This is a genomic window from Microbacterium sp. Soil_N32 (genome assembly GCF_057655505.1).
Genome location: NZ_JBDGME010000015.1, coordinates 119,082 through 143,072, shown reverse-complemented (window position 1 = coordinate 143,072; position 23,991 = coordinate 119,082). Strand labels below are relative to the sequence as shown.

Below are 23,991 nucleotides of genomic sequence, written 5' to 3'. Positions count from 1 at the left end.
GGGAAAGGGGAGGGAGAGGGGGGACGCAGAAACGCCCCCGGCGGAGCCGGGGGCGTTTCGGGAGTCAGACTCAGATGGCGTTGACGTCCAGCGGGATGCCGGGGCCGAACGTGGTCGACACCGCACCCTTCTGGATGTAGCGGCCCTTCGAGCTGGACGGCTTGAGGCGGACGATCTCCTCGAGCGCGGCCGAGATGTTCTCGTTCAGCTGCTCGGCCGAGAACGAGGCCTTGCCGACGACGAAGTGCACGTTGGCGTGCTTGTCGACGCGGAACTCGATCTTTCCGCCCTTGATGTCCTCGACGGCCTTGGCCGTGTTCGGGGTCACCGTGCCGGTCTTCGGGTTGGGCATGAGACCACGCGGGCCGAGCACCTTTCCGAGACGACCGACCTGGCCCATGAGCTCGGGCGTGGAGACGGCCGCGTCGAACGCGGTCCATCCGCCGGCGACCTTCTCGATGAGCTCGGCGCCGCCGACCTCGTCGGCACCCGCGGCGATCGCAGCCTCAGCCGCGGCGCCGGTGGCGAACACGATGACGCGGGCGGTCTTGCCGGTGCCGTGGGGCAGGATGACGGTGCCGCGCACCATCTGGTCGGCCTTGCGCGGGTCGACGGAGAGCTTCAGCGCGACCTCGACGGTGGCGTCGAACTTCGCGGAGCCGGTCTCCTTCGCCAGGGCGACGGCCTCGGCGGGGGTGTAGAAACGGTCTGCCTCGATCTTCGCGGCGGCAGCCTGGTAAGCCTTGGACTTGGTAGCCATGATTATTCTCCTCAGCCCTCGACCGTGATGCCCATGGAACGGGCGGTGCCGGCGATGATCTTCGAGGCGGCCTCGATGTCGTTCGCGTTCAGGTCGGCCTGCTTGGTCTCGGCGATCTGACGGACCTGGTCCTTCGTGATCTTGCCGACCTTGACGGTGTGCGGGGTGGCCGAAGCCTTCTGCACGCCGGCGGCCTTCTTGATGAGCTCCGCCGCGGGCGGGGTCTTCAGGACGAAGGTGAAGCTGCGGTCCTCGTAGACGGTGATCTCGACGGGGATGACGTTGCCGCGCTGCGACTCGGTCGCGGCGTTGTACGCCTTGCAGAACTCCATGATGTTGACGCCATGCTGACCGAGCGCGGGGCCGATCGGCGGCGCCGGGTTGGCTGCACCGGCGTTGATCTGAAGCTTGATCAGGCCGGTCACCTTCTTCTTCGGTGCCATTCTCTTTCCTTTCATCGAATCGGATGCCTCGGGCATCCGCTTCTCCCACAGACCCGGCGTTTCCGGACCGTGGTGGCTTGCGCGCACGACGAAGCGGCGCACAAACCAGACAAGTCTACCCGATGGAGAGACCCACGGGGAACGCGAGAAGGCCGCCCCGGAGGACGGCCTTCTCGAACGACGCGAGGCGTCAGATCATCTTGGTGACCTGGTCGAACGACAGCTCGACCGGGGTCTCGCGCTCGAACAGCGAGACGAGCACGGTGAGCTTGCCGCTCTCGGGCTTGATCTCGCTGATCGAACCCGGAAGACCCGCGAACGAGCCCTCCTTGATGGTGATGGTCTCGCCGACCTCGAAGTCGACCTCGGCCGGGAGCGGACGAGCGACGGCGACGCCGCCCTTCGAGGCGATGTTCTTCGCGGTGGGGACGTCCTTGACCTCGACGAGCGACTTCAGCATGTTGAAGGCCTCTTCGAAGCGCAGCGGGGTGGGGTTGTGGGCGTTGCCCACGAAGCCCGTCACACCGGGGGTGTGGCGCACGACCGACCAGGTGTCCTCCGTGAGCTCCATGCGCACGAGCACGTAGCCGGGGATGCGCACGCGGGTGACCATCTTGCGCTGGCCGTTCTTGATCTCGACGACGTCCTCCATCGGGACCTCGACCTGGTAGATCTCGTCCTCGACCTCGAGCGTCGACTTGCGCTGCTCGATGTTCGCCTTGACCTTGCGCTCGAAGCCCGCGTACGAGTGGATGACGTACCACTTGCCGGGGAGCATCCGCAGGTCGAGGCGGAAGGCCTCGTAGGGGTCTTCATCGGCGTCGGCGGCGTCCTCGTCGGCCGCGGGACGGTCGTCCTCGCCGTTGATGTCGGGCCCGTCGTAGGGGGTGACCTCGTCGGCGGCCGCGGCCTCCTCCTCGGCGGTCTCCTCGGCCACGGCGTCGTTGAGCACCTCGGCCGCGGCCTCGGACTCTGCAGCCTCGTCCAGGTTGAGCGCGTCGTTCACGATGGCGTCGGCCTCCGGGTCTTCGATTTCGATCTCGTCGTCGGTGTCGGTCTCGTCGTCGGCGTCTTCATCTTCGACGTGCAGGGCGATGTGCTCGGCAGACGTGGATGCGCGCTCCTCGGCGGCGAGGGTGTTGCCCTCCTGGGCCTCGTCCTCTTCGCTGGACTGCTCGGCGGCAGGCGCCCAGTCGGCGTCGTCGGAGTATCGTTCGGACACTAGTTCTTTCCAATCACTGCGGCAGGGGCCGCGGGGACGTCATCAGCTCGGGATACCGAACACGTAGTGCGTCATGATGCCGAAGACCCAGTCGAGGCCGTAGACGATGCCCATGACGATCAGGACGAAGACGAGCACCACCAGCGTGAACTTGACCAGTTCCTTGCGGGTCGGGGTGACGACCTTGCGCAGTTCGGCGATGACCTGACGGATGAACAGGGCGATGCTTCCGAAGAACCGGGAGAAGGGGTTGCCCTTCTTCTCGCGGGCGGCGCCAGCCGCGATGACCTCGCCGCGCGGTTCGTCCTGACTCATCCTGAATGTACCTTTCGTGTGCCAGCGTGCGCTGACGCGCAGGGCGGACAGGAATCGAACCTGCAACCTGCGGTTTTGGAGACCGCTGCTCTGCCAATTGAGCTACCGCCCTAGAGACCCTGGAGTCTCGGGTTGTTCTCCCATCCTGCCACCTCGACACCACCGGGAGACCCGGGGCACGGCGAAAGAATGCAGAGAACAAACTGCTCCCCCAGTGTACGGCATCCGTCGCCCGCCGCCGAACCGGGGCGACGTCAGCCGCCTCTTGTAGGCTTCGGGGGCGGGAAATTCCGGGAGGGAGCGGATGTCGGTGCAGGTGCAGCAGTTCCAGGTCGATCTGCGCGGGGTCGTCGATCTCCTCAGCCGGCACATCTACTCCGGCCCCCGCGTCTACCTGCGAGAGCTGCTGCAGAACGCGCGCGACGCGATCACCGCGCGGCGAGAGGTCGACGGGCAGGGCGGGAGCATCCGCATCACCCCGGTCGGCGAGCACTCCGACGAGTTCGTGCTGCGCGACGACGGCATCGGGCTCACCGCCGCCGAGGTCGCCGATCTGCTCGCGACGGTCGGACGCAGCTCGAAGCGCGACATCTTCGACCTCCCCCGCGACGACTACCTCGGGCAGTTCGGCATCGGACTGCTCAGCTGCTTCATGGTGGCCGACACGATCGTCATCCGCTCGCGCAGTGCCCGTGGCGGCGCCGCCGTCGAGTGGACCGGCAGGTCGGACGGCACCTTCCGCGTGGTCGAGCTCGACGACGACCTGCCGGTCGGCACGAGCGTGCATCTGGAGCCGCGGTTCGACGCCGCCGATCTGCTGCGTGCGGAGTCGGTGCGCGAGCTCGCGACGACCTTCGGCGAGTTCCTGCCGGTGCGCATCACCGTCGATGGTCCGGGCGGCGACGTCGACCTCACGCACGCGCCGCCGTTCCTCGACGCGGCGCCCGACCGTGCGACGGACTACGGCCGCGCGCTGCTGGGAGCGACGCCCCTCGACGTCATCGAACTGCACGAGCCGGCCACCGGCACGCGGGGCATCGCCTACGTGCTGCCGTTCGCCCCGCCGCCCGGCGCACGTCAGGCCACCCGCGTATACCTGGGGCGGATGCTCCTCGCCGAGCGCGTCGACGACGTGCTGCCCGAGTGGGCGTTCTTCGTGCGGGCGGTGGTCGACTCGACCGGTCTCGCTCCGACGGCCAGCCGCGAGTCGCTCGTCGACGACGCCGCGCTCGAACGGGTGCGCGAGCAGTTCGGCGCGGGCATCCGCCGCTGGGTGCTGGAGCTGGCGTTGCGCGAACCGCACCGGCTCGCCCAGTTCGTGGCGATCCACGAGGTCGGCCTGAAGGCTCTCGTGCGGCACGACGACGAGTTGGCGCAGTTCATCACCCGCTGGCTGACCGTCGAGACCACGCACGGAACGATGCGCATCGACGATCTCGTCGAGCGGTATCCGCACATCCGCTTCGCCGCCTCGGTCGACGAGTTCCGCCAGGTGGCCGGCATCTCGCCGTCGACCGAGGTGCTGGTCAACGGCGGCTACCTCTACGACGCCGACCTCGTGCGCCTGCTCCCCCAGCTCTACCCCGACGTCACGGTCGAGCAGGTCGACGTGACCGGCGAGCTCGATCGGCTCGACCCGCCGCCCCTCGATGATCGCGACGCCGCGCTCGCTCTCGAGGCGCGGGCGGGTGCCGTCCTCGCCGCGTCGTCGTGCGCCGTGGTCGTGCGGGCGATCGACCGCCCCGCACTGACCGGGCTGTACGTGATCGACCCCGAGACCCTGCGCGCCCTCGATCGCGGCCGCACGAAGGGCGTCACGGGATCGCTGTGGGGCGGCGTGCTCGATCGCATCGACCGGACGCTGCCGGCGGCGGCCGACGACGAGCCGAGCGCGCGGCTCTGCCTCAACTGGTCGAACCAGGTGGTGCGGGCGCTCGTGCGGGTGACCGACGAGGCCGTCTTCCGGCGAACGGTGCAGCTGCTGTACATCCAGGCCCTGCTCGCCGGGCATCACCCGCTGTCCGACGCCGACCGCGAGCTCATGACCTCGGCGCTCGGCGACCTCGTGGCCCTGTCCGCGGGAGTCGCCGACGAGGTCTTCCCGTTCGACGCCCCGGCGTCCTGACGGCGCCCCTCCACCCTCCCCCCCTGACGAAGGGATTCCCATGACCCGTCCGACGTCGCGCTTCGCCGAGCTGATCGACGAGATCGATCGCACCCCGTGGGGGCCTGCCGAGCAGGCGCTGGTGGCCCAGGCCGTCGCTCTCGCCCGCGAGATCGGCGACGAACGGCTCGAGTATGAGGCGCGGATGCGGCAGACCGCCTCGGCGAACATGAACGGCGCCACCGACGTGATGCTGAACTCGTTCGCCTGGTGCCTGGCGAAGCACGACGAGGATCCGCAGCGGTTCCCGGCCGACCTCGACAACGGCGGCGCCGACCTCATGTGGCAGTTCAAGTGGATGGCGTCGTCGCTGCGCTCCTCGCCCGTGTTCTCGCAGGAGCAGATCCACGCGGTGCTCGACGACATGGAGGCCCACTACCGAGCGGCCGGCCTGGGCATGAGCGGCGTCCTGACCGCACGGTTCGAGGATGCGTGGGACGCGGGGCGCCTCGACGACGCCGAGGCGCTGCGGGTGCAGTTGGAGGCGACGCCGCGCGACGACCACAGCCACTGCGATGCCTGCGGGCGGAGCCAGTTCGCCGGGTTCTTCGCCGAGACCTGGCGGGATGCCGATGCCATCCGTCTGGTGGAGGAGATGATCGAGGGCGGGTTCTCCTGCGGCGAGGAGCCAGAGCACGCCCTGTCGCGGGTGCTGGTGCCCTACCTGCGCGCCGGGCGCGGCGATGAGGCCAAGACCGCGCACCTGCGCAGCTATCGCCTGGCGAAGGACAATCCCGACAATCTGCGCATCGTCGCCAACAACGTGGTCTTCGCCGCCATCACCGGCAACGAGGCGCGGGCACTGGCGCTCGTCGAGCGCCACATCGGCTGGTTGGCGCACGACGGCCTCAACGTCGATGCCCACTTCGCCGCTCTCGCCGCGTTCGCGGTCGCTCTCGACCGTGTGGCCGCCGCCGGGCACGGCGACACCCCGGTGCGGGGAGCGGATGCCGCGGCGCTCGCCCCCTTCTTCGGCCCGCACGACGGCGTCTGGAGCGCCGCCGAGCTGGCCGCCGCGTGCTGGGCGGGTGCGGAGCGCCGCGCGGACGAGTTCGATCGACGCGACGGGTCCGACGGGCACGCGCGTCACCTCCAGCGTCTGCGGGGCATCGGCGCCGAGAGCTACGACGTGCCGATCCGCTCGGATGCGTTCGTGGCGACGCCGTCAGCGACCGCACCGACCGACGCCGAAGGGTGGTTCGATCGTGCGATGCAGCTCGCGCAGTACGGCGCCGAGCACGAGACCCTCGCCGCCCTGCCACGCGCCCTCGGGGTGCAGGACCCGTACCAGCGGGCGCAGCTGCACTCGATGCACATCGGCATCCTCGTCGCGCTCGACCGCGCCGACGAGGCAAGGGCGGTCCTGCCCGACCGCATCGCCGAGCTGCGCGCGGCCGGTCGTTCCGAGCAGGCGGATCTCGAGGAGCGCGCGGGACTGGCGACCTTCGGCCTCGACAGCCCGGAGAGCGCGGCATCCCTCGACCGGGAGCTCGCGCACGCGGATGCGCTGCCGGCATGGTCGCGCGGCGACGTGGTGCTCAGCCGTGGCGTGCTGCACCTGCGGGCCGGCGAGACGGAGGCCGCGCTCGACCTCTTCGAGCGCGCGGCTCGCGCGTTCTCCGAGGCCGGCGACCCGCGCCTGGCGAACACCACGACGCTCCTGGCGACCTCGGCGCTGCTGCAGAAGGGCGAGACCGATGCCGCATCCGCCCTGCTCGATCGGCTTCTCGAGCAGGACGACGCGGGCATCGGTCATCGGGCGCACGCCCTCGAGATCCGCGCGCGCCTGCGCGGCGGGGCGGCCGAATACGCCGCAGGAGCGGCGGACGCCGACGAGGCCTGCCGCCTGCTCACCGGACTGGGCGCCTCGCGGGCCCTCGCCGGGCTGCACCTGCTGGCGGGGTCGCTCTGGGAGGACGCCGGCGATGCCGAGAAGGCCGTCACGCGCTTCCGCGTGCTGTCACGGCTCGTGGCCCAGGAGGGCGAAGACACGACGGCGCCGGACTTCCGCCTTGCGCGGGCCATGCTCGCGGCCGGTGACGCCGAAGAGGCGGCAGAGCTCTTCGGAAGCGTGCTGGAGCGCGAGGAGCGTGCGGAGGTGCCGGCGGCGTCGCGCGCGGCGACCGCGATGCTGCTCGCCCGTGCGCTCTCGGCCGCCGGCGAGTTCGGTCAGGCGGTCGGGGCGTTCGGTTTCGCGGGCGATCTCTTCGCGGAGGACGAGGAGCACGCGGATCGCGCGGTGGCGCTGGTCGAGCAGGCGCGGATCCTGATGCGGTTCGACGAGCACGACGAGGCGCTCTCGCTGCTCGAAGCGGCCGCCGAGTCGGCGCGCCGTGCGGCGGATGCCGTCGGGGTGCTCGCCGACGTGCTCCACACCCTCGGTCAGGCGTACGGCGGACGGCAGGACGAGCGGGCCTTCGCGCTGTTCGACGAGGTCGCGGCCCTCGCGGTCGAACACGACGCGGGCTGGTTGGGTGCCGACGTGATGGATTCGCGGGCCCGGGCGCTTGCACAGCTCGGCCGTGTGGACGAGGCCGTCGCGACCGCCCTCACCGCTGCCGACGGGTTCGCCGCCCTCGACGACGTCGGGGCCGCGGGCGGCTCGGAGTTGTTCGCGGCGCGCGTGCTGAACAACGACGGCAGGGCCGAAGACGCCGTGGCGGTGTACCGCAGCGCCCTCGATCACGGCGCGGAGTTCCCGCCGCTGCGCCAGGTCGCCGCCCTCGAGCTCGGCGACGTGCTCGAGAGCCTCGGACGCCACGGCGACGCGGCGGAGGTGCGCGCCCTCGCGGAGGCGTGACGGCGCGCCCGCCCGGTTCGATGAGAGCCGGGCGGGCGCTCGCCGCATGCGGTCAGGCGGGCTGCGGCGTCAGAAGAGCTGACGCCAGTTCGCGCGAGCGAGGTCGAGCAGCTCGTCGCCGCGACCCGAGAGCACCGTCCGGATGGCGTACAGCGTGAAGCCCTTGACCTGCGCGGCCTCGATCGCCGGCGGCATCGACAGCTCCTGCCGCTCGGTGACCACGTCGAGCACCGCGGGACCGTCGTGCGCGAGCACGTCGCGCACGGCATCCGGCAGGTCCTCGCTGTCTTCCACCCGACGCGCGTAGATGCCCATCGCCTCCGCGATCGCGGCGAAGCTCGGGTTGTCGAGACCCGTGCCGTAGGTCACGAACCCGGCCGCCTTCATCTCGAGCTCGACGAAGTTCAGCGACGCGTTGTTCACGACGATCGTCTTCACCGGAAGACCGTTCTGCGTGACGGTGAGCAGTTCGCCGAGCATCATCGAGAGCCCGCCGTCGCCGGCGAGCGCCACCACCTGACGCCCGGGCTGCGCCACCTGCGCGCCGATGCCGTGCATGAGCGCATTCGCCATGGAGCCGTGCGTGAACGAACCGATCAGCCGCCGCCCCTCGGTCATGGTGAGGTAGCGGGCCGCCCAGACCGTGGGCGAACCCACGTCGGCCGTGAAGATCGCATCTTCGGCGGCGTGGTCGTTGAGCAGCTTCGCGAGGTACTGCGGGTGGATGGGCCGACCGCGCTTCGTCGGCACCGCGAGGTCGTCGAGCTTGGCCCGCGTCTTGCGGTAGTGCGCGAGGGCGTCGTCGAGGTGGCCACGGTCGTCCTTGCGGGAGAGACGCGGGAGCAGCGCGTCGACCGTGGCGCGCACGTCGCCGACGAGACCGAGGTCGAGCGGATGCCGTTTGCCCAGCTGCGACCCGCGGATGTCGACCTGGATGGTCGTCGCCTTCTCGGGGTAGAACTGCGGGTACGGGAAGTCGCTGCCGAGAACGAGCACCGCGTCGGCGGCCTCCATGGCCCGATAGCCCGAGGCGAAGCCGAGCAGTCCCGTCATTCCGACGTCGTACGGGTTGTCGTGCTCGATGAACTCCTTGCCGCGCAGGGCGTGGACGATCGGGGCGCCGAGCGCCTCGGCGAGCGCGAGCACCTCAGCGTGCGCACCCGCGACACCGGCGCCGGCGAGGATGGTGACCTTCTTCGCCGCGTTGAGCAGCGTGGCCGCCTTCTCGAGCTCGGGTCCGCTGGGCACCACGACCGACTGCGTGCGCTCGATGCGCACCGAGCGGTTCTGCGGGATCTCGGCGAGAGCGACGTCGCCGGGGATGACGAGCACCGCGACCCCGCGCTCCTCGATCGCGGCGCGCATCGCGATCTCCATCAGGCGGGGCATCTGCTGGGGGTCGGCGACGTACTCGACGTAGACGCTGCACTCGCGGAAGAGCTCCTGCGGGTGGGTCTCCTGGAAGTACCCGGTGCCGATCTCGGTCGTGGGGATGTGCGCGGCGATGGCGAGCACCGGCACCCGCGACCGCTGTGCGTCGTAGAGGCCGTTGATGAGGTGCAGGTTGCCCGGGCCGCACGACCCGGCGACGACCGTGAGCTCGCCCGTCACGGCAGCATCCGCGGCGGCGGCGAAGGCCGCGGACTCCTCGTGCCTGACGTGGACCCAGCGAATGGAGCCGTCTTTGCGCAGGGCATCGGTGAACCCGTTGAGCGAGTCCCCCGGGATGCCGTAGACCCGCTCGATGCCGTTGGTGCGGAGTGTCTGGACGATGTTCTCAGCGACGGTGGCCATGCCTTCGACCCTACGCCCGTCACCGCTGCTGCGGCCCGGTGCTCCCCCGCCCTTGACAACCCCCGCCCCGCCGCTCGTGCGTGCGGCCGCGCTCGTGCTCGCGGCGAGACACCACTCGCGCCGCGAGACCTCACGTCACCCGTGGTGTCTCGCGACGGAAGCGGTGTCTCGCCGATCCGCTCGCGAACGCGCGGAGGGTCAGCCGATGCGGATGAGCTTCTTGTTCACGAACTCGTCCGCGGCGAGGTGCCCCAGCTCCCGCGCCGTGCCGCTGCGCTTCACGCCCCCGAAGGGAAGCTCGGGGCTGTCGGCCAGCACGAGGTTGACGTAGACCATGCCGGCCTCGATCTTGTCGGCCACGCGCTCGGCCTGCTCGGCATCCGTCGTGAACACGTACGAGCCGAGGCCGAACGTCGTGTCGTTCGCGAGCTCGACCGCCGCGTCCTCGTCGGCGACCCGGTAGACGACCGCGGCGGGGCCGAACAGCTCCTCGCGATACACGTCCATCTCGGGCGTGACGTCGGCGAGCACGGTCGGGGCGAAGAACGCGCCGTCGCGCGTGCCGCCGGTGAGCAGCGTCGCGCCCTGCGCGACGGCCGTGTCGATCTGCTTCTGCAGGTTCTCGGCCGCCGTCTCGGACGAGACCGGTCCGAGCACGGTGTCGTCGAGCGAGGGATCGGATGCCTCGACCGCCGCCATCGCCGCCGTGAACTTCTCGACGAAGGCGTCGTACAGGCCGTCGACGACGATGAAGCGCTTCGCGCCGTTGCACGCCTGACCGTTGTTGTCGAGGCGCGCGTCGACGCCCGCCTGCACGGTGGCGTCGAGGTCGTCGGTCGACAGCACGATGAACGGGTCGGACCCGCCGAGCTCGAGCGCGACCTTCTTGAGGTTGCGTCCGGCGATCTCGGCGACGGCCGCGCCCGCGCGCTCCGAACCGGTGAGCGAGACGCCCTGCACGCGCGGGTCCGCGATCATGTCGGCGATCTGCTCGTTGGTCGCCAGCACGTTCTGGTAGGCGCCCTTCGGGAAGCCCGCGTCGTGGTAGATCGCCTCGATCGCGGTCGACGACTCGGGGCACTGCGGTGCGGGCTTGAGCAGGATCGTGTTGCCGACGATGAGGTTCGGCGCCGCGAACCGCACGATCTGGTACGCCGGGAAGTTCCACGGCATGATGCCCACGAGCGGCCCCAGAGACGAGCGGCGGATGATCGCCGACCCCTCCCCCAGGATCGCGATGGGCTGGTCGGCCATGATGGCCTCGGCCTGGTCGGCGTAGTACTCGGCGATGTCGGCCGCGAAGTCGACCTCGCCGAGCGCTGCCTCGCGGGGCTTGCCCATCTCGCGCACGAAGATGTCGGCGAGTTCTTCGCGGCGCTCGCGGTGCAGCTCGGCGGCGCGGCGCAGGATGCCCGCGCGCTCGGCGACGGTGGTCGAGCGCGACCAGTCGCGGTGCGCCTCGGCGGCTGCGGCGACCGCCTCCTCGATCTGCGCATCGGTGAACGTGTCGTAGGAGGCCAGCTTCTCGCCGGTGGCGGGGTTGATGACGGCGTAGTCGGTCATTTCTCGTCCTCTCGTCGCGCCGGTCAGGAGACCGGGATCAGCGTGTACTTGGTGGACAGGTACTCGTGGATGCCCTCGGCACCGCCCTCGCGGCCGACACCCGACTGCTTGACGCCGCCGAACGGCGCGGCGGCGTTCGAGACGACGCCCACGTTGAGACCCATCATGCCGGTCTCGAGACCGTCGATCATGCGCTGGCCGCGCTGCAGGTTCTCGGTGAAGACGTACGAGACGAGGCCGTACTCCGTGTCGTTCGCGAGACGCACCGCGTCCTCCTCGGTCGAGAAGGTCGAGATCGCGAGCACCGGCCCGAAGATCTCCTCGCGCAGGATCGCGCTGCCGGGCACGACGTCGGTGAGCACGGTCGGCTCGTAGTAGGTGCCGGTGCCCTCGATGGCCTTGCCGCCGGCGAGCAGCTTCGCACCGCGGTCGACCGCGTCGCCCACGAGCTCCTCGGCCTTGGCGACGGCATCCTCGTCGATGAGCGGGCCGATCGCGACGCCCTCCTCGGTGCCGCGCCCGACCTTCATCGCCTGCACGCGCTCGGTGACGCGGCGCGCGAACTCCTCGGCCACGTCCTCGTGCACGATGAAGCGGTTCGCCGCGGTGCACGCCTGGCCGATGTTGCGGAACTTCGCCAGCAGCGCGCCCTCCACGGCCTTGTCGAGGTCGGCGTCGTCGAACACGACGAACGGCGCATTGCCGCCCAGCTCCATCGACACGCGCAGCACACCCTCGGCGGCCTGGGCGATGAGCTTGCGGCCGACCTCGGTCGACCCGGTGAACGACAGCTTGCGCAGGCGCGGGTCGGCGATGATCGGTGCCGACAGGGCGCTCGACTTCGACGTCTGCACGACGTTCACGACGCCCTTCGGGAGTCCCGCCTCTTCGAGCAGCTTCGTGAAGAAGAGGGTGGTGAGCGGGGTGAGTGCCGGGGGCTTGATCACGACGGTGCAGCCGGCGGCCAGCGCGGGCGCGATCTTGCGGGTCGCCATCGCGAACGGGAAGTTCCACGGCGTCACGAAGAACGACGGGCCCACCGGGCGCTGCGAGACGACCATGTGGCCGGTGCCTTCGGGGTTGATGCCGTAGCGGCCGCTGATGCGCACGGCCTCCTCGCTGAACCACCGCAGGAACTCGCCGCCGTAGACGACCTCGCCGCGGGCCTCGGCGAGGGGCTTGCCCATCTCGAGGGTCATGAGCAGCGCCAGGTCCTCCTTGTGCTCCTGCACGAGGTCGAACGCCCGGCGCAGGATCTCGCTGCGCACGCGCGGCGCCGTGGCCGCCCACTCGTCCTGCGCGGCGACGGCCGCATCGAGGGCGCGGATGCCGTCTTCCGGCGTCGCGTCGGCGATCGAGCGGATGACGTCACCCGTCGAGGGGTCCTTCACGTCGAAGGTCGCGCCGGATGCGGCATCCGTCCATTCGCCGCCGATGAAGAGGCCGGTGGGGATGCTGTCGAGGAGCGTCTGCTCGGCGGAGGCGGTCTGCGTGGTCATGTTTCTCCTTCGTGGGGATGCGGGTCAGCGGCGGCGGAGGCTGGCAGGGGCGTCCATGCCGAGCGTCTCGCCGCGGAAGAACGCGGGGCGGCGGATGGCGTTCCAGATCATCACGGCGATGCCGACGACGATGATGAGGATGCCGAGGATGAAGACGATCCCGACCCCGCCGATCTCGGCACCGGAGCCGTAGGCCGGGTCCATCGAGTCGATGAGCGTGGTGACGAACAGCACCGCGAGGATGATGCCGCCGACGAGCGGGAACAGGAACGTGAAGAACACGTTTCGCACCGAGTCGAACCACTGGCGGCGGAAGTACCAGACGCACGCGAACGCTGTGATGCCGTAGTAGAAGCAGATCATCATGCCGAGGGTGAGGATCGTGTCCCACAGGGTGTTCTCGCTCACGACGCGCATGATCGCGTAGAACGCCGACGCGACGATCGCCGAGACGATGGTGGCGTAGCCCGGGGTGAAGAAGCGCGGGCTGACCTTCGCGAACGATCCGGGAAGCGCGCCGTAGTGCCCCATCGCGAGCAGCGTGCGGGCCGGGCCGACGAAGGTCGACTGCAGCGACGACGCCGAGCTGGTGAGCACCGCGAGCGAGACGAGGAACGCGAGGGGTCCGAGGATGGGTCCGGAGAGGTGGAAGAAGACGTTCTCCTGGATGTCTTCGTTGCCGAGACCGAGTTCGCCCGTGCCGATGCCGGCGAACATGATCATCGCGACGGCGAGCAGCAGGTAGAGGGTCACGATCGTCAGGACCGTGGCGGTCGCGGCGCGACCCGGGGTCTTCTCGGGGTCCGTGGTCTCCTCGTTCATGGTGAGGGTGACGTCCCACCCCCAGAAGATGAAGATGGAGAGCGAGAGGCCGGCGGCCACGGCGCTGAACGTGGGGATGGCGAACGGGTTGAACCAGTTGAGGTCGAACGGCTGGTAGTCGAACCCGTTGCCGCTCACAGCCTGCACGATCGCGGCGCCCGCGAAGAACACCAGCACGAGCACCTGGAAGCCGACCAGCCAGTACTGCAGCTTCTGCGTGGTCTGCATGTCGCGGTACGACACCCACGTCGCCCCCAGCATGAACAGCAGGCAGACGCCGATGTTGATCCAGGTGACGCTGGCGAGATCGGCGATGGCGGGGTTGTTCGTGATCTGCGAGATCAGCAGGAACAGGAAGTCGACGGCGATGCCGGCGAGGTTCGACAGCACGAGGATGGTCGCGACGACGAGTCCCCACCCGGCCATCCAGCCGATCCACGGGCCGAAGGCGCGGGTGGCCCAGGTGAACGACGTGCCCGAGTCGGGCATGCGGTTGTTGAGCTCGCGATACCCGAACGCCACGAGCAGCATCGGGATGAAGCCGACGAGGATGATCGCGGGGATCTGCGCGCCGACGGTGGAGGCCGTCGGTCCGACCGCGGCGGTGAACGTGTACGCGGGGGCGATGCACGAGATACCGATCACGATCGCGCCGAGCAGACCGACGGTCCCGGCGCTGAGGCCCTTGCTCGAGATGCCGGTCGTGACGGCGGCGGGCTCCGTCGCCCGAGGGGTGCTGCTCATCAGCGGTCTCCTGCCTCCCCGCGGGTGCGCGGGACGACGATCATGGGAACGGGGAGCTCGTGCAGCATCTTCGCCGCCGTCGAGCCGAGGAAGAGTCGGCGGGGCTGGGCCAGCCGACTGGAGCCGACGAGGACGATCTCGCCGGGGAGCCACGAGAGGTTCGCGACCGCGTCTTCGACCGAGTCGCCGGGCGCCTGCTCGACCGCGACGGCGCTGCCGTCCGGCAGCAGCTCCTCGGCGATCGCGCGCACGTGATCGGCGTGCTCGTCGCCGACCACGCGGATGGCACCGGTGTCGAGGCCCGGAGGCACGTCGAAGGGCACGAGCGACACGAGGCGCAGGTCGACCCGACCGGCGGCGGCGAGGGCGGATGCCTCGTCGAGCAGCACGTCGGCGCCCGGGCGGTTGCCCACCGCGGCGGTGACCCGCGGCAGCACGTGGTCGTCTTCGGTGGCCGTGCCGGCCGGGGCGAGGGCGACGGGGATGGTCGACGAGTGCAGCAGCTCCGAGGCGACGGTGCCGAGGCGGTGGCGGCCGAGGATGCTCCCGCCTGCCGCGCCGATCACGATCAGCCGTGCGCCGAACTCCTCGCCCGCGGCGATGAGCCCCTCGGCGAACGACTCGGCGATGCGCACGTGGCCGACGGCGGCGACATCGCGCGGGAGTCGCACGATGGCACCCTGCAGCCACTGCCGCGCCTGAGCGCGGATGTGGTCCTCGTACGCGCGCTCCTTGGGCACGACGGCGCTCCGCGTTCCCTCGGCGGGCAGCACCGTCACGAGGTGCAGTTCGGCGCCGGTGCTGCGCGCGAGGCGCGCGCCGAGTGCCGCGGCATCCGCCCCGGCATCCGTCGCCGTGTACCCGACGACGATCGCGGCGGTCATCCTTCGCTCGCAGCCGCGCCCGCGCGGGCGGTCTCGACGATGTTCGCGGCCACGAGGTGTCCCATGCGGATCGCCCCATCGACGTGCTGGTATCCGGCGCCCGCCATGTCGCTGCAGGCGAAGTGGATGGGGCCGACGGGCGTGCGCAGGTCGGCCCCGTAGCGGTGCAGGCCGCCCATGTCGAAGCTGGCGGCGTAGGCGCCGCGGGTCCACTCCTCGGTGCCCCAGTCGCTCTCGTAGTAGACGACCGGGTCCTTGGCCTCCGGGCCGTAGTAGTGCGAGAGGGATTCGAGGATGCGCTCCTTGCGCTCCTCGGCCGACAGCGTGAACAGGTCGTCGGCGTTCTGGTCGGAGACGAAGCCGACCAGGGTTCCGCGCTCGTCGCCGTGGTTGGAGTTGTCGTAGGCCTCGTGCGACAGCTCGTAGGGGCTGAACGCGGTGCCGCTGAGACCCTTGTCGCGCCAGAACGGGCGGTCGTAGACGGCGTGCACCTTGATGACGAAGCCCATCGACAGGTGCTGGTGCATCTGGTGCTGGCGGCGCGGCAGCGGCGGCGTGAACGAGATGCGGTTGTAGAGGATCGGGGCGTGCGCGAGCACGGCGAACCGGGCGCGCACCGTGAGCGCGTCGGTCGTGGCGGTGACCCCGGCGTCGCCCCATTCGAGCGAACGCACCGGCTGGTTCAGGAGGACGTCGTCGCCGAGGCGCTCGGCCAGCCGGATCGGCACCTGCTGCAGGCCGCCGACGACGCGCTTGTCGAGGATGAAGTCGGCGTCGACGAGGTTCGAGTACGACCCGGCAGACGCCGCCATGAGCAGCGACTGCAGCAGCGAGAACGCGTGCGTCGGCTTCGTGAGCATCGCCGACCCCGTGGCGAACGCGAGATTGCGCACGGCCTCGTCGTCGTCGGTCTGCTGGCGGAGCCAGGCATCCCACGTGACGGTGTCCCACTCGGCGGCGTTCGGATGCTCCCACGGACGGTCGGGGTCGATCTCGGCGACCATCGCATCGAGCCGTTCGGTGATCTCGGCGATCACGCGCTCGGTCTCGGCCGACACGGGGAACATCTCGCCCGTGAAGCGCGAGACGGTGCCGTCGGGGCCGACGTACACGCTGTCGCCCTCGCGGTAGCGGCTGTACGTCTCGAGCCCCAGCTCGTCGAGCGTGTCGATCAAGGCCTGCTGGTCGGGCGAGACCCACTGGCCGCCGAGTTCGAGCATCGCCCCCTCGATCACGTCGGTCCACAGGCGACCGCCGACGCGGTCGCGCGCTTCGAGCACAGCGACCGAGAGTCCCGCCTTGCGCAGGTCGTTCGCCGCGGTGAGGCCGGCGGCGCCGGCTCCGATGATGAGCACGTCGCGCGTGATCTCGGCCATGGGTGCAACTCCTTCGTCGTGGATGCCAGGGAGGTTTGCCGGTCGCGACCCCCATCCCCCGATCGGGGTCGCGACCGGACGAGCGGGTCAGGCGGAGGCGAGCGCCGCCTGCACGATGTCGAGGCCCTCGTTCAGCAGGTCGTCGCCGATCGACAGCGGCGGCAGGAAGCGGATGACGTTGCCGTAGGTGCCGCAGGTGAGCACGATGACGCCCTGGGCGATCGCGGCCTTGGCGACGGCGGCCGTGAGGGCGGCGTCCGGAGCCTTCGTCTCGGGGTCGACGAACTCGGCCGCGACCATCGCGCCGTGGCCGCGCACATCGCCGACGCGCGGATCGCTGCTCTGCATCGCGGTGAGGCGCGAGACGAGCAGTTCGCCGATCTCGCGGGCCCGCTCGATCACTCCGTCGTTCTCGAAGACGTCGATCGCGGCGAGCGCGGCGGCGCAGGCGATCGGGTTGCCGCCGTAGGTGCCGCCGAGGCCGCCGGCGTGCGAGGCGTCCATGATCTCGGCACGGCCGGTGACCGCGGCGAGCGGCAGCCCGCCCGCGATGCCCTTGGCGGTGGTGATCAGGTCGGGCTCGATGCCGAAGATCTCGCTGGCGAACATGTGGCCGGTGCGGGCGAAGCCGGTCTGCACCTCGTCGGCGATGAAGACGACGCCGTTCGCGCGGCTCCATTCCTGCAGAGCGGGGAGGAAGCCCTCGGCGGGGACGATGAAGCCGCCCTCGCCCTGAATGGGTTCGATGATGATCGCGGCGAGGTTGTCGGCGCCGATCTGCTTCTCGAGCTGCAGGATCGCGCGCGCTGCGGCGTCGGCACCCGAGAGTCCGTCGCGGAACGGGTACGACATGGGGGCGCGGTACACCTCGGGGGCGAAGGGGCCGAAGCCGCTCTTGTACGGCATCGACTTGGCCGTGAGCGCCATGGTGAGGTTGGTGCGGCCGTGGTAGCCGTGGTCGAAGGCGACGACGGCCTGACGGCCGGTGTGCTTGCGGGCGATCTTGATCGCGTTCTCGACGGCTTCGGCGCCCGAGTTGAACAGAGCGCTCTTCTTGGCGAAGTCGCCGGGGGTGACGCGGTTGAGCGCCTCGGCGACGGCGACGTACGACTCGTACGGCGAGATCATGAAGCAGGTGTGGGTGAACTGCGCGGCCTGCGCGGCCACGGCGGCGGCGACCTTGGGGTGGGCGTTGCCGACGGTGGTCACGGCGATGCCGGAGCCGAGGTCGATGAGCGAGTTGCCGTCGGCGTCGACGACCACGCCACCACCGGCGGCGACGGCGGCGATCGGCACGGTGTGTCCCACGCCCGCGGGCACGGCCTCGGCCTTGCGCGCCAGCAGTTCCGCCGAGCGGGGCCCGGGGAGTTCGGTGACGAGGCGGCGCTCCTGCGGGAGCTCCGGTCCTCCGAGGGGGACGGCGGTGGGTGCGGTGTCGACGAGTGCCATGTCGCGAGCGTACGACCGGTATTCCCACGGATGCATTCGCCGAACTGTACAATCTGACTAAGCTGTTCGCCCGCGTGTACACCCTCGGCAGGAGCATCCATGGCCGCCTCCCCGCCCGCGCAGCCGACGCTGCGCGCCCTCCTGCGACGACGCGACCTCGGCCTGCGGCTGATATCCGACGAACCCGGCCTGCCGGACGGCGCGCTCGATCATCCGCTGCGCTGGGTGCACAGCTCGGACCTCGCCGACCCCACCCCGTTCCTCGCCGAAGACCTCGTGCTGCTCACCACCGGCACCCAGTTCGACGACCCGGCCGGCATCGACGCCTACGTCGGGCGGCTCGCCGACCGGGGCGTGCGCGGTCTCGGGTTCGGCACCGACGTGCACCGCCACGGCGTGCCGGACGAACTCGTCGACGCGTGCGCCGCGCGCGGCATGCCGCTGTTCGAGGTGCCGTACCGCATTCCCTTCATCGCCGTGGCTCGCGCGCACTCCGAGGCCATCGCCGCGCAGGCGTACGCGCGGCGCTCCTGGGCTCTCGACGCCCAGCGCGGTCTCGCCCTCGCCGCACTCCGGCCGCGCGGACTCGACGCGATCCTCGCCGAGCTCGCCCGGCGCCTCGACGTGTGGACAGGACTGTTCGACGCCGCCGGTTCGCTCGTGCACGGGCATCCCCGCGAGGACGTCGCAGGGCAGGAGCTCGCCGACCTGTCGGCCCGCGTCGGCGACGTGCTCACCCGCGGCCTCGAAGCCGGTCAGTCGCTGAGCGTCGGCGATCGCACCTTCATGCTCTTCACGATCGGGCGCGGCGGCCGGCTGCGCGGGGTCATGGCGCTCGCGACCGACGCTCTCGACCCCGAGGCGCGCACGGTCGTGACCTCGGTGATCGCGATGGTCGGCCTCGCGCTGGAGCAGAGCGAACAGGCGACCCGCAGCCGACGGCGGCTGCACGATCAGCTGCTGACGTCGCTCCTCGCCGACGACCCGACGCTGGCCCGCCGGGTGCTCGGATCACTCCCGCCCGCGCCGGTCGTGGTCGCCGTCGCCCGCGACGCCCCCGTCGACGCGCTGCACGAATGGTGGGAGCGGCGCCGCGTCGAGCACGGCACCGCGGTGTTCGCGGCCGAGTCGGACGAGGGGATGACGATGAGCGTCTCGGCGGCGGACGACGGTCTGTTCGACGAGGTCGCGGCGCGCTTCGGCATCCGCCTCGGGGTCTCGGCCCCCGAGGGGTACGACGCCTTCTCGCGGGCGCACGCGCAGGCGGCGACCGCGCTGCGCCAGGCGGGCGAGACGGGAGTGGCGCGGTTCACGGATGCCGCGGGCACCAGCATCCTCGCCGCCTTGGCGACCGACGAGGCCCGGCTGGTCGCGGAGTCGCGCCTCGCTCCCCTGCGCGACAACGCGGCCGGGGGCACGAACCTCGAGGAGACGCTGCGCACCTGGCTCGCGCACGATGCCCGGGCCGAGCAGGCCGCCGCCGCGCTGGGCATCCATCGGCACACCCTGCGCTCGCGCATCGCGCAGGCCTCCGCGCTGCTCGGCCTCGACCTGTCGTCGTTCCCCGCCCGCGCCGAGCTCTGGGCTCTCCTCTCCACCGCCCGCGACTAGCCCCCTCCCCCGGCCCCCTGCTCCCTGTTCCCTCGCTCCTTCCGCTCCCTCCCCTGCTCCCTGCTCCCTCGCTCCTTCCGCTCCCGTCGCATTTTCTGTCGCCTGCCGGACGCCGGGGCGACAGAAATTGCGACGGGAGCGGAGGTGGGGCGGGGTTGGGAGGGGCGGGGTTGGGGGCGGGCCGGGAGGAAGCGGCGGCGGTGGGGGCCGGCGGGGGGTCAGGGGCGGTCGTCGAGGTTGTCGGAGACGACCTCGAGGGCGTGGGCGCGCGCCTCGGTGGCTGAGGTGCCGCGCACGGAGGCGACCGCTGCCGCGAAGACCTCCGCGAAGACGAGGTACGCCACGCGCGACGTGTGCTCCAGCTCGTCGCGGAAGCTGACCCCGCTCGGCGCGATCACGAGCGACAGCGACGCCGCGTCGGTGAGGGCCGACGAGGCGAACGACGTGAGCGCGATCACCGTCGCCCCGCCCCGCGCCGCGGCGGTGGCCACGCGCAGGCTGGCCTCATTCGCCCCCGAGCCGCTGACGATCAGGCACACGTCGTCGGCGGTGAGGTGGCGGGCTGCGATCTGCTGTGCGATCGCGTCGGCGATGAACTCCGCCGACCGTCCGGACGCCGTGAGGCGCATCGCGAGGTCGTTCGCGATCGGCGACGAGAGACCGTTCGCGAGCACGAGCAGGCGACGGGCGGATGCCGCGACCCGCACGGCCTCGTCGACCGCGTCCGGGTCGAGCAGACTCGCGAGGGCCGGCAGCGACGCCGCGACTCGGTCGATCTCGCCGCGCATGCGGCCGAGCACGCCGGGGCCGTGGTCGACGCCGGCGTCTCCCGGTGCCGCCCCCAGCTCGGAGGCCAACGCGACCCGCAGCTGCGGGTACCCGCGGTAGCCGAAGCTCTGGCAGGCCCGCACCACGGTCGCCCGGCCGACGCCCGCCCGCTCGGCGAGCTCCTGCGCGGTCCATTCGACGACGGCATCCGACGCCTCGACGATGAGCTCCGCCACACGGCGCTCGGCGGGCTGCAGGGTGTTGAGCACCGCCGCGATGCGGGCGGTGGGCGGCGCGCTAGGCGAGAACACGGGCGCGGGCTCCCTCCATGATGCGGCGGCGGATGGCTCCGGATGCCCCGTCGATCAGCATCGTCACGGCCACGACCACGATGAGCAGCACGCCCACCGTCGACCACTCACGGTACTGCGTGTACGACGTGAGCATGTCGCCGATGCCGCCGACGCCGATCAATCCGAGCACGGCCGAGGAGCGCACGTTGATCTCGAACCGGTACAGCCAGAACGACCAGAACGCGGGTTCGGCCTGCGGCCACACACCCCACCGGAGCACCTGCGATGTGCCGCCGCCCGCCGCGCGCGCGGCCTCGATCGGTCCGCGCGGCACCGCCTCGACCGCCTCGTAGCCCCACTTGCCGAGCGTGCCGACGCCGTTGATCGCGAGCGCGAGCGCACCCGTGAACGGCGTGAGCCCGGTGACCGAGAGGATGACGATGGCGATGATGATCTCGGGCACCGCACGGATGAGCGAGAACAGACCGCGCAGCAGCGATCGCAGCCATGCCGGCCCGAAGCCGCGGGCGGCGAGCAGGCTGAGCGGGGTGGCGAGCAGGATGCCGAGGATGGTTCCGACCCACGCCATCTCGATGCTGCGCCATGTCTGCCACAGCGCCTCGGGCAGCTTCTCCCAGTCGGGGCTCGCGAACATGAGCCCGAGGTAGCGCACGACCTCGGACGGCAGGTCGGCGAGCCGCGACCAGCTGATGTCGATCGACCAGAACGCCACGACGACGACGGCGGTGACGAGCGCCCATCCGGCGATCAGCCACGGCCGGCGCGGACGGTCGGGGATCGCGGTGAGCGTCGAGCTCGCCCGCGGCGGTGAAGGTGCGAGGGGGGCGGTCATACGAGCCTCCGTCGCACGGCGTCGGAGACGAGGTCGATCACGATGACGACGATGAGGATCTCCAGGATGATGAGCGAGAGCTGGTCGTAGCGGTAGAACGTGCGAACCGCGTCGATGAGCAGGCCCATGCCGCCGGCGCCGACGAGTCCGAGCACGGTAGAGGCGCGCACGTTGAGTTCGAAGACGTAGAGCGTCTGGTTCGCGAACGCCGGCCACGCGTCGGGCAGGGCGAGGGTGCGGTTGATCTTGGCCTGGGTCGCGCCGACCGCGCGGCCGGCTTCGAGGGGGCCGCGGTCGTTCGTGTCGATGGCCTCGGAGACGAGCTTCACGATGATGCCGACGTTGAACAGCAGCAGCGCGAGGATGCCGGGCAGCGCGCCGACGCCGACCATGGCCACGAGGATCGCCGCGTACAGCAGGTCGGGCACGCTGCGCACGACATTGAGGATGCCGCGGACGACGACGCGCGCCGGTCCGTTCGGATTGGTCGCGCGCGCCGCCCAGAAGCTCAGCGGGAGCGACACCGCGGCCCCCATCGCGGTGGCGATGACCGCCATCTGCAGCGTCTCGATCAACGGCGGGAGGGTGCGCGGGAAGAAGCTCCAGTCGGGCAGGAGCAGCTTCACGACCTTGTCGGCGCCGTTCTGCCAGTTGCGCGCGATCGCGTCGAGGTCGACGCCGATCCCGACGCCCGGCAGGCACATGACGACGGTCGCGGCCATGACGACGGCGACGATCGCCGGGCCCTTCCAGGCCCCCGGCGGACGGGGTGGGACGTCGAGCGGACGCGGGGCAGGCGCGGATGCGGGGGCCGTCATGCGTCCAACCGGTCTTCCGGAGTCAGCGAGCGGCCGTAGATGCTCTCGAAATCGGCATCCGTCGCGCTCGTCGCCGGCCCGTCGTACACCACTGCGCCGGCGCGCATACCGATCATGCGGGCCCCGTACTCGCGGGCGAGGTCGAGCAGGTGCAGGTTGACGAGCACGGTGATGCCGAGGTCGCGGTTGATGCGCCGCAGATCGTTCATGACGCCGTGCGCCGTGGGCGGGTCGAGGCTCGCGACGGGTTCGTCGGCCAGCACGATGCGCGGTTCCTGCGCGAGTGCCCGGGCGATCGCGACGCGCTGCTGCTGGCCGCCCGACAGATCGGAGGCGCGCGAGTGGAGCTTCGGCAGGATGCCGACGCGGTCGAGCGCCTGGTAGGCCAGCTGCTTGTCGGCCTCGGGGTAGGCGCCGATCAGGGTGCGCCACAGCGACGTGTGGGCGAGGCGCCCGACGAGCACGTTCTGCAGCACGCTCGCACGACCGGCGAGGTTGAAGCCCTGGAACACCATGCCGATGTCGCCGCGCAGGCGCCGGAGGGTGCGAGGCGATGCGCCGGAGACCCGGTGCTCCCCCACGTCGAGCGTTCCCGAGGTGACCGGGACGAGACCGTTGATGGTGCGGATGAGCGTGGACTTGCCCGAGCCCGAGAGCCCGACGACCGCCACCATCTCGCCCGCGGCGATGTCGAGCGAGACGCGGTTCAACCCGATCGTGCCGTTCGGATAGCGCACGGTGACGTCGTCGAGGCGGATCGACCACGGCGTGGACGCCGCAGCGCGAGCTGCGGCGTCCACGTGCTGGATCTGGTCGGACAACTTACTGCAGCCCCAGAGCCTCGGCGGCGCGGGCCACGACGTCGAGCGAGTCGGGGTCGGCAGGGGCGAGCTTGGTGATGGAGTAGATGCTGGTGAGGATCTCCGACCCCTCCTCGGTGTTCGAGAAGTCCTCGAGCGCCTTCGTGATGCGCTCCTGCAGCTCGGGCGAGAGGTCCTTCGACACCGCGACGCCGTCGTTCGGAATCTCCTCGGTCATCGCGAACACGACGACCTTCTGCCCGACGTCCGGGGTGTCCTTCTTCACGATCGTGCGGGCGTCCCAAAAGCTGAAGCCGACCTCGGCGTCGCCGTTGTAGACGGCCAGCACCGAGGCGTCGTTCGCCGTCACGGGGATCTGCTCGATGTCGACATCCGTGTCGAGTCCGGCCTCCTGCAGCGCGAGCACCGGGTAGATGTAGCCCGCGGGCGACCCCGGGCCGAGCAGAGCGACCTTCGCGCCCTTCACCTTGTCGATGCTGTCGAGGCCGGCGGGCCCCGTCATCGCGTCGGCGCCGTTGCAGAACAGCATCCCGTCGCGCTCGACCGGCTCGTCGTCGCAGTACTTGTCGGGGTTGTTCGTCATGAACTGCGCGGGGTAGGTGATGTTGCCGTTGCGCTCGGTCTGCAGCACGACCGAGGCGTCGTACATGTCGTTCGCCTGCCACAGCTGCAGCGACGGCAGGAAGCCGATCTGCGCCTGGCCGGCTCCCATGGCCTCGACGGCGGCCTGGTAGTCCTTCGAGACGACGCCGGTGACCTCGATGCCGAGCTCCTCGGTGAGGTAGTCGGTGAGGGGGGCGGCGGTCTCGACGAGGCCGTCCTGGTCCTGCGAGGGCACGAGGGCGAGCACGATCGAGTCCGGGTCCTCGGCGGGGGCGGCCGAGCCCTCGGGCGCGGCGGTGCTCGACGAGCATCCGGCGAGCGCGACGGTCAGCAGAGCGCCGGCGGCGACGAAGCCCGCGGCGGAGCGGCGGAAGGGGGTGGTGCGCATG

19 protein-coding genes and 1 tRNA gene are annotated in these 23,991 nt (G+C 70.8%); 3 read left to right on the top strand and 17 right to left on the bottom strand.

Features of this window, described 5'->3' with window-relative positions:
* Positions 1 to 70 precede the first annotated feature (70 nt).
* The 5 genes from rplA to AC3A3J_RS04115 form a co-directional block, all read right to left on the bottom strand.
* Positions 71 to 760 (bottom strand): 50S ribosomal protein L1, encoded by a 690-nt coding sequence (gene rplA / locus AC3A3J_RS04135; RefSeq protein ID WP_487671065.1) that lies wholly within the window; start codon positions 758 to 760, stop codon positions 71 to 73.
* 11 nt (positions 761 to 771) lie between these two features.
* Positions 772 to 1,203 carry a 50S ribosomal protein L11 gene (gene rplK, locus AC3A3J_RS04130; protein ID WP_144792427.1) on the bottom strand — a complete coding sequence of 144 codons (432 nt, stop codon included), beginning with the start codon at positions 1,201 to 1,203 and terminating at the stop codon, positions 772 to 774.
* A 190-nt stretch (positions 1,204 to 1,393) separates the two neighbouring features.
* Complete coding sequence (nusG, locus tag AC3A3J_RS04125) at positions 1,394 to 2,425, bottom strand: transcription termination/antitermination protein NusG (RefSeq protein WP_487671064.1); 1,032 nt, start codon at positions 2,423 to 2,425, stop codon at positions 1,394 to 1,396.
* A gap of 42 nt (positions 2,426 to 2,467) precedes the next feature.
* Positions 2,468 to 2,740 carry a preprotein translocase subunit SecE gene (gene secE / locus AC3A3J_RS04120; protein ID WP_314651480.1) on the bottom strand — a complete coding sequence of 91 codons (273 nt, stop codon included), beginning with the start codon at positions 2,738 to 2,740 and terminating at the stop codon, positions 2,468 to 2,470.
* Positions 2,741 to 2,779: 39 nt separating this feature from the next.
* Positions 2,780 to 2,852 (bottom strand) — tRNA-Trp (locus AC3A3J_RS04115).
* Between the two features lie 192 nt (positions 2,853 to 3,044).
* On the opposite strand from AC3A3J_RS04115, the gene AC3A3J_RS04110 reads away from it, so the two are divergent.
* Together AC3A3J_RS04110 and AC3A3J_RS04105 are read left to right on the top strand one after the other, a co-directional pair.
* Positions 3,045 to 4,865 (top strand): HSP90 family protein, encoded by a 1,821-nt coding sequence (locus tag AC3A3J_RS04110; RefSeq protein ID WP_487671063.1) that lies wholly within the window; start codon positions 3,045 to 3,047, stop codon positions 4,863 to 4,865.
* A gap of 40 nt (positions 4,866 to 4,905) precedes the next feature.
* Positions 4,906 to 7,704: a hypothetical protein gene (locus AC3A3J_RS04105; protein ID WP_487671062.1), complete on the top strand. Its 2,799-nt coding sequence runs from the start codon at positions 4,906 to 4,908 to the stop codon at positions 7,702 to 7,704.
* A gap of 69 nt (positions 7,705 to 7,773) precedes the next feature.
* Here AC3A3J_RS04105 and poxB read toward each other — a convergent pair whose 3' ends face one another.
* The 7 genes from poxB to gabT all read right to left on the bottom strand — a co-directional run bounded on the left by poxB (position 7,774) and on the right by gabT (position 17,835).
* Positions 7,774 to 9,498, bottom strand: a complete 1,725-nt coding sequence (poxB, locus tag AC3A3J_RS04100; protein ID WP_487671061.1) for a ubiquinone-dependent pyruvate dehydrogenase — start codon at positions 9,496 to 9,498, stop codon at positions 7,774 to 7,776.
* 198 nt (positions 9,499 to 9,696) lie between these two features.
* Positions 9,697 to 11,061 carry an NAD-dependent succinate-semialdehyde dehydrogenase gene (locus AC3A3J_RS04095; protein ID WP_487671060.1) on the bottom strand — a complete coding sequence of 455 codons (1,365 nt, stop codon included), beginning with the start codon at positions 11,059 to 11,061 and terminating at the stop codon, positions 9,697 to 9,699.
* A gap of 23 nt (positions 11,062 to 11,084) precedes the next feature.
* On the bottom strand, positions 11,085 to 12,560 hold the full coding sequence (locus AC3A3J_RS04090; RefSeq protein WP_487671059.1) for an NAD-dependent succinate-semialdehyde dehydrogenase: 1,476 nt from the start codon (positions 12,558 to 12,560) through the stop codon (positions 11,085 to 11,087).
* 24 nt (positions 12,561 to 12,584) lie between these two features.
* Positions 12,585 to 14,126 (bottom strand): APC family permease, encoded by a 1,542-nt coding sequence (locus tag AC3A3J_RS04085; protein WP_487671058.1) that lies wholly within the window; start codon positions 14,124 to 14,126, stop codon positions 12,585 to 12,587.
* A complete protein-coding gene (locus tag AC3A3J_RS04080; RefSeq protein WP_487671057.1) occupies positions 14,126 to 15,010 on the bottom strand; it encodes a universal stress protein in 885 nt (294 codons plus the stop codon). Before AC3A3J_RS04080 ends, AC3A3J_RS04085 begins: the two co-directional genes overlap by 1 nt.
* A complete protein-coding gene (locus tag AC3A3J_RS04075) occupies positions 15,007 to 16,386 on the bottom strand; it encodes a flavin monoamine oxidase family protein (RefSeq protein ID WP_487671056.1) in 1,380 nt (459 codons plus the stop codon). Before AC3A3J_RS04075 ends, AC3A3J_RS04080 begins: the two co-directional genes overlap by 4 nt.
* A gap of 87 nt (positions 16,387 to 16,473) precedes the next feature.
* Positions 16,474 to 17,835, bottom strand: coding sequence for a 4-aminobutyrate--2-oxoglutarate transaminase (gene gabT / locus AC3A3J_RS04070; protein WP_487671055.1), 1,362 nt, complete (start codon positions 17,833 to 17,835; stop codon positions 16,474 to 16,476).
* Positions 17,836 to 17,934: 99 nt separating this feature from the next.
* Here gabT and AC3A3J_RS04065 point away from each other — a divergent pair, with 99 nt between their 5' ends.
* A complete protein-coding gene (locus tag AC3A3J_RS04065) occupies positions 17,935 to 19,446 on the top strand; it encodes a PucR family transcriptional regulator (protein WP_487671054.1) in 1,512 nt (503 codons plus the stop codon).
* 218 nt (positions 19,447 to 19,664) lie between these two features.
* Here AC3A3J_RS04065 and AC3A3J_RS04060 read toward each other — a convergent pair whose 3' ends face one another.
* From AC3A3J_RS04060 to AC3A3J_RS04040, 5 genes are read right to left on the bottom strand one after another with little or no spacing between them, the layout of a single operon-like run.
* Positions 19,665 to 20,525 carry a MurR/RpiR family transcriptional regulator gene (locus tag AC3A3J_RS04060; protein ID WP_487671053.1) on the bottom strand — a complete coding sequence of 287 codons (861 nt, stop codon included), beginning with the start codon at positions 20,523 to 20,525 and terminating at the stop codon, positions 19,665 to 19,667.
* Positions 20,512 to 21,360: a phosphonate ABC transporter, permease protein PhnE gene (gene phnE / locus AC3A3J_RS04055; RefSeq protein WP_487671052.1), complete on the bottom strand. Its 849-nt coding sequence runs from the start codon at positions 21,358 to 21,360 to the stop codon at positions 20,512 to 20,514. The genes AC3A3J_RS04060 and phnE (AC3A3J_RS04055) overlap by 14 nt, the downstream gene beginning before the upstream one ends.
* Positions 21,357 to 22,178 (bottom strand): phosphonate ABC transporter, permease protein PhnE, encoded by an 822-nt coding sequence (phnE, locus tag AC3A3J_RS04050; RefSeq protein ID WP_487671051.1) that lies wholly within the window; start codon positions 22,176 to 22,178, stop codon positions 21,357 to 21,359. The genes phnE (AC3A3J_RS04055) and phnE (AC3A3J_RS04050) overlap by 4 nt, the downstream gene beginning before the upstream one ends.
* Positions 22,175 to 22,999, bottom strand: a complete 825-nt coding sequence (phnC, locus tag AC3A3J_RS04045) for a phosphonate ABC transporter ATP-binding protein (protein WP_487671050.1) — start codon at positions 22,997 to 22,999, stop codon at positions 22,175 to 22,177. The genes phnE (AC3A3J_RS04050) and phnC overlap by 4 nt, the downstream gene beginning before the upstream one ends.
* Before the next feature lies 1 nt (position 23,000).
* A complete protein-coding gene (locus tag AC3A3J_RS04040) occupies positions 23,001 to 23,990 on the bottom strand; it encodes a phosphate/phosphite/phosphonate ABC transporter substrate-binding protein (RefSeq protein ID WP_487671049.1) in 990 nt (329 codons plus the stop codon).
* Position 23,991: the final 1 nt, after the last annotated feature.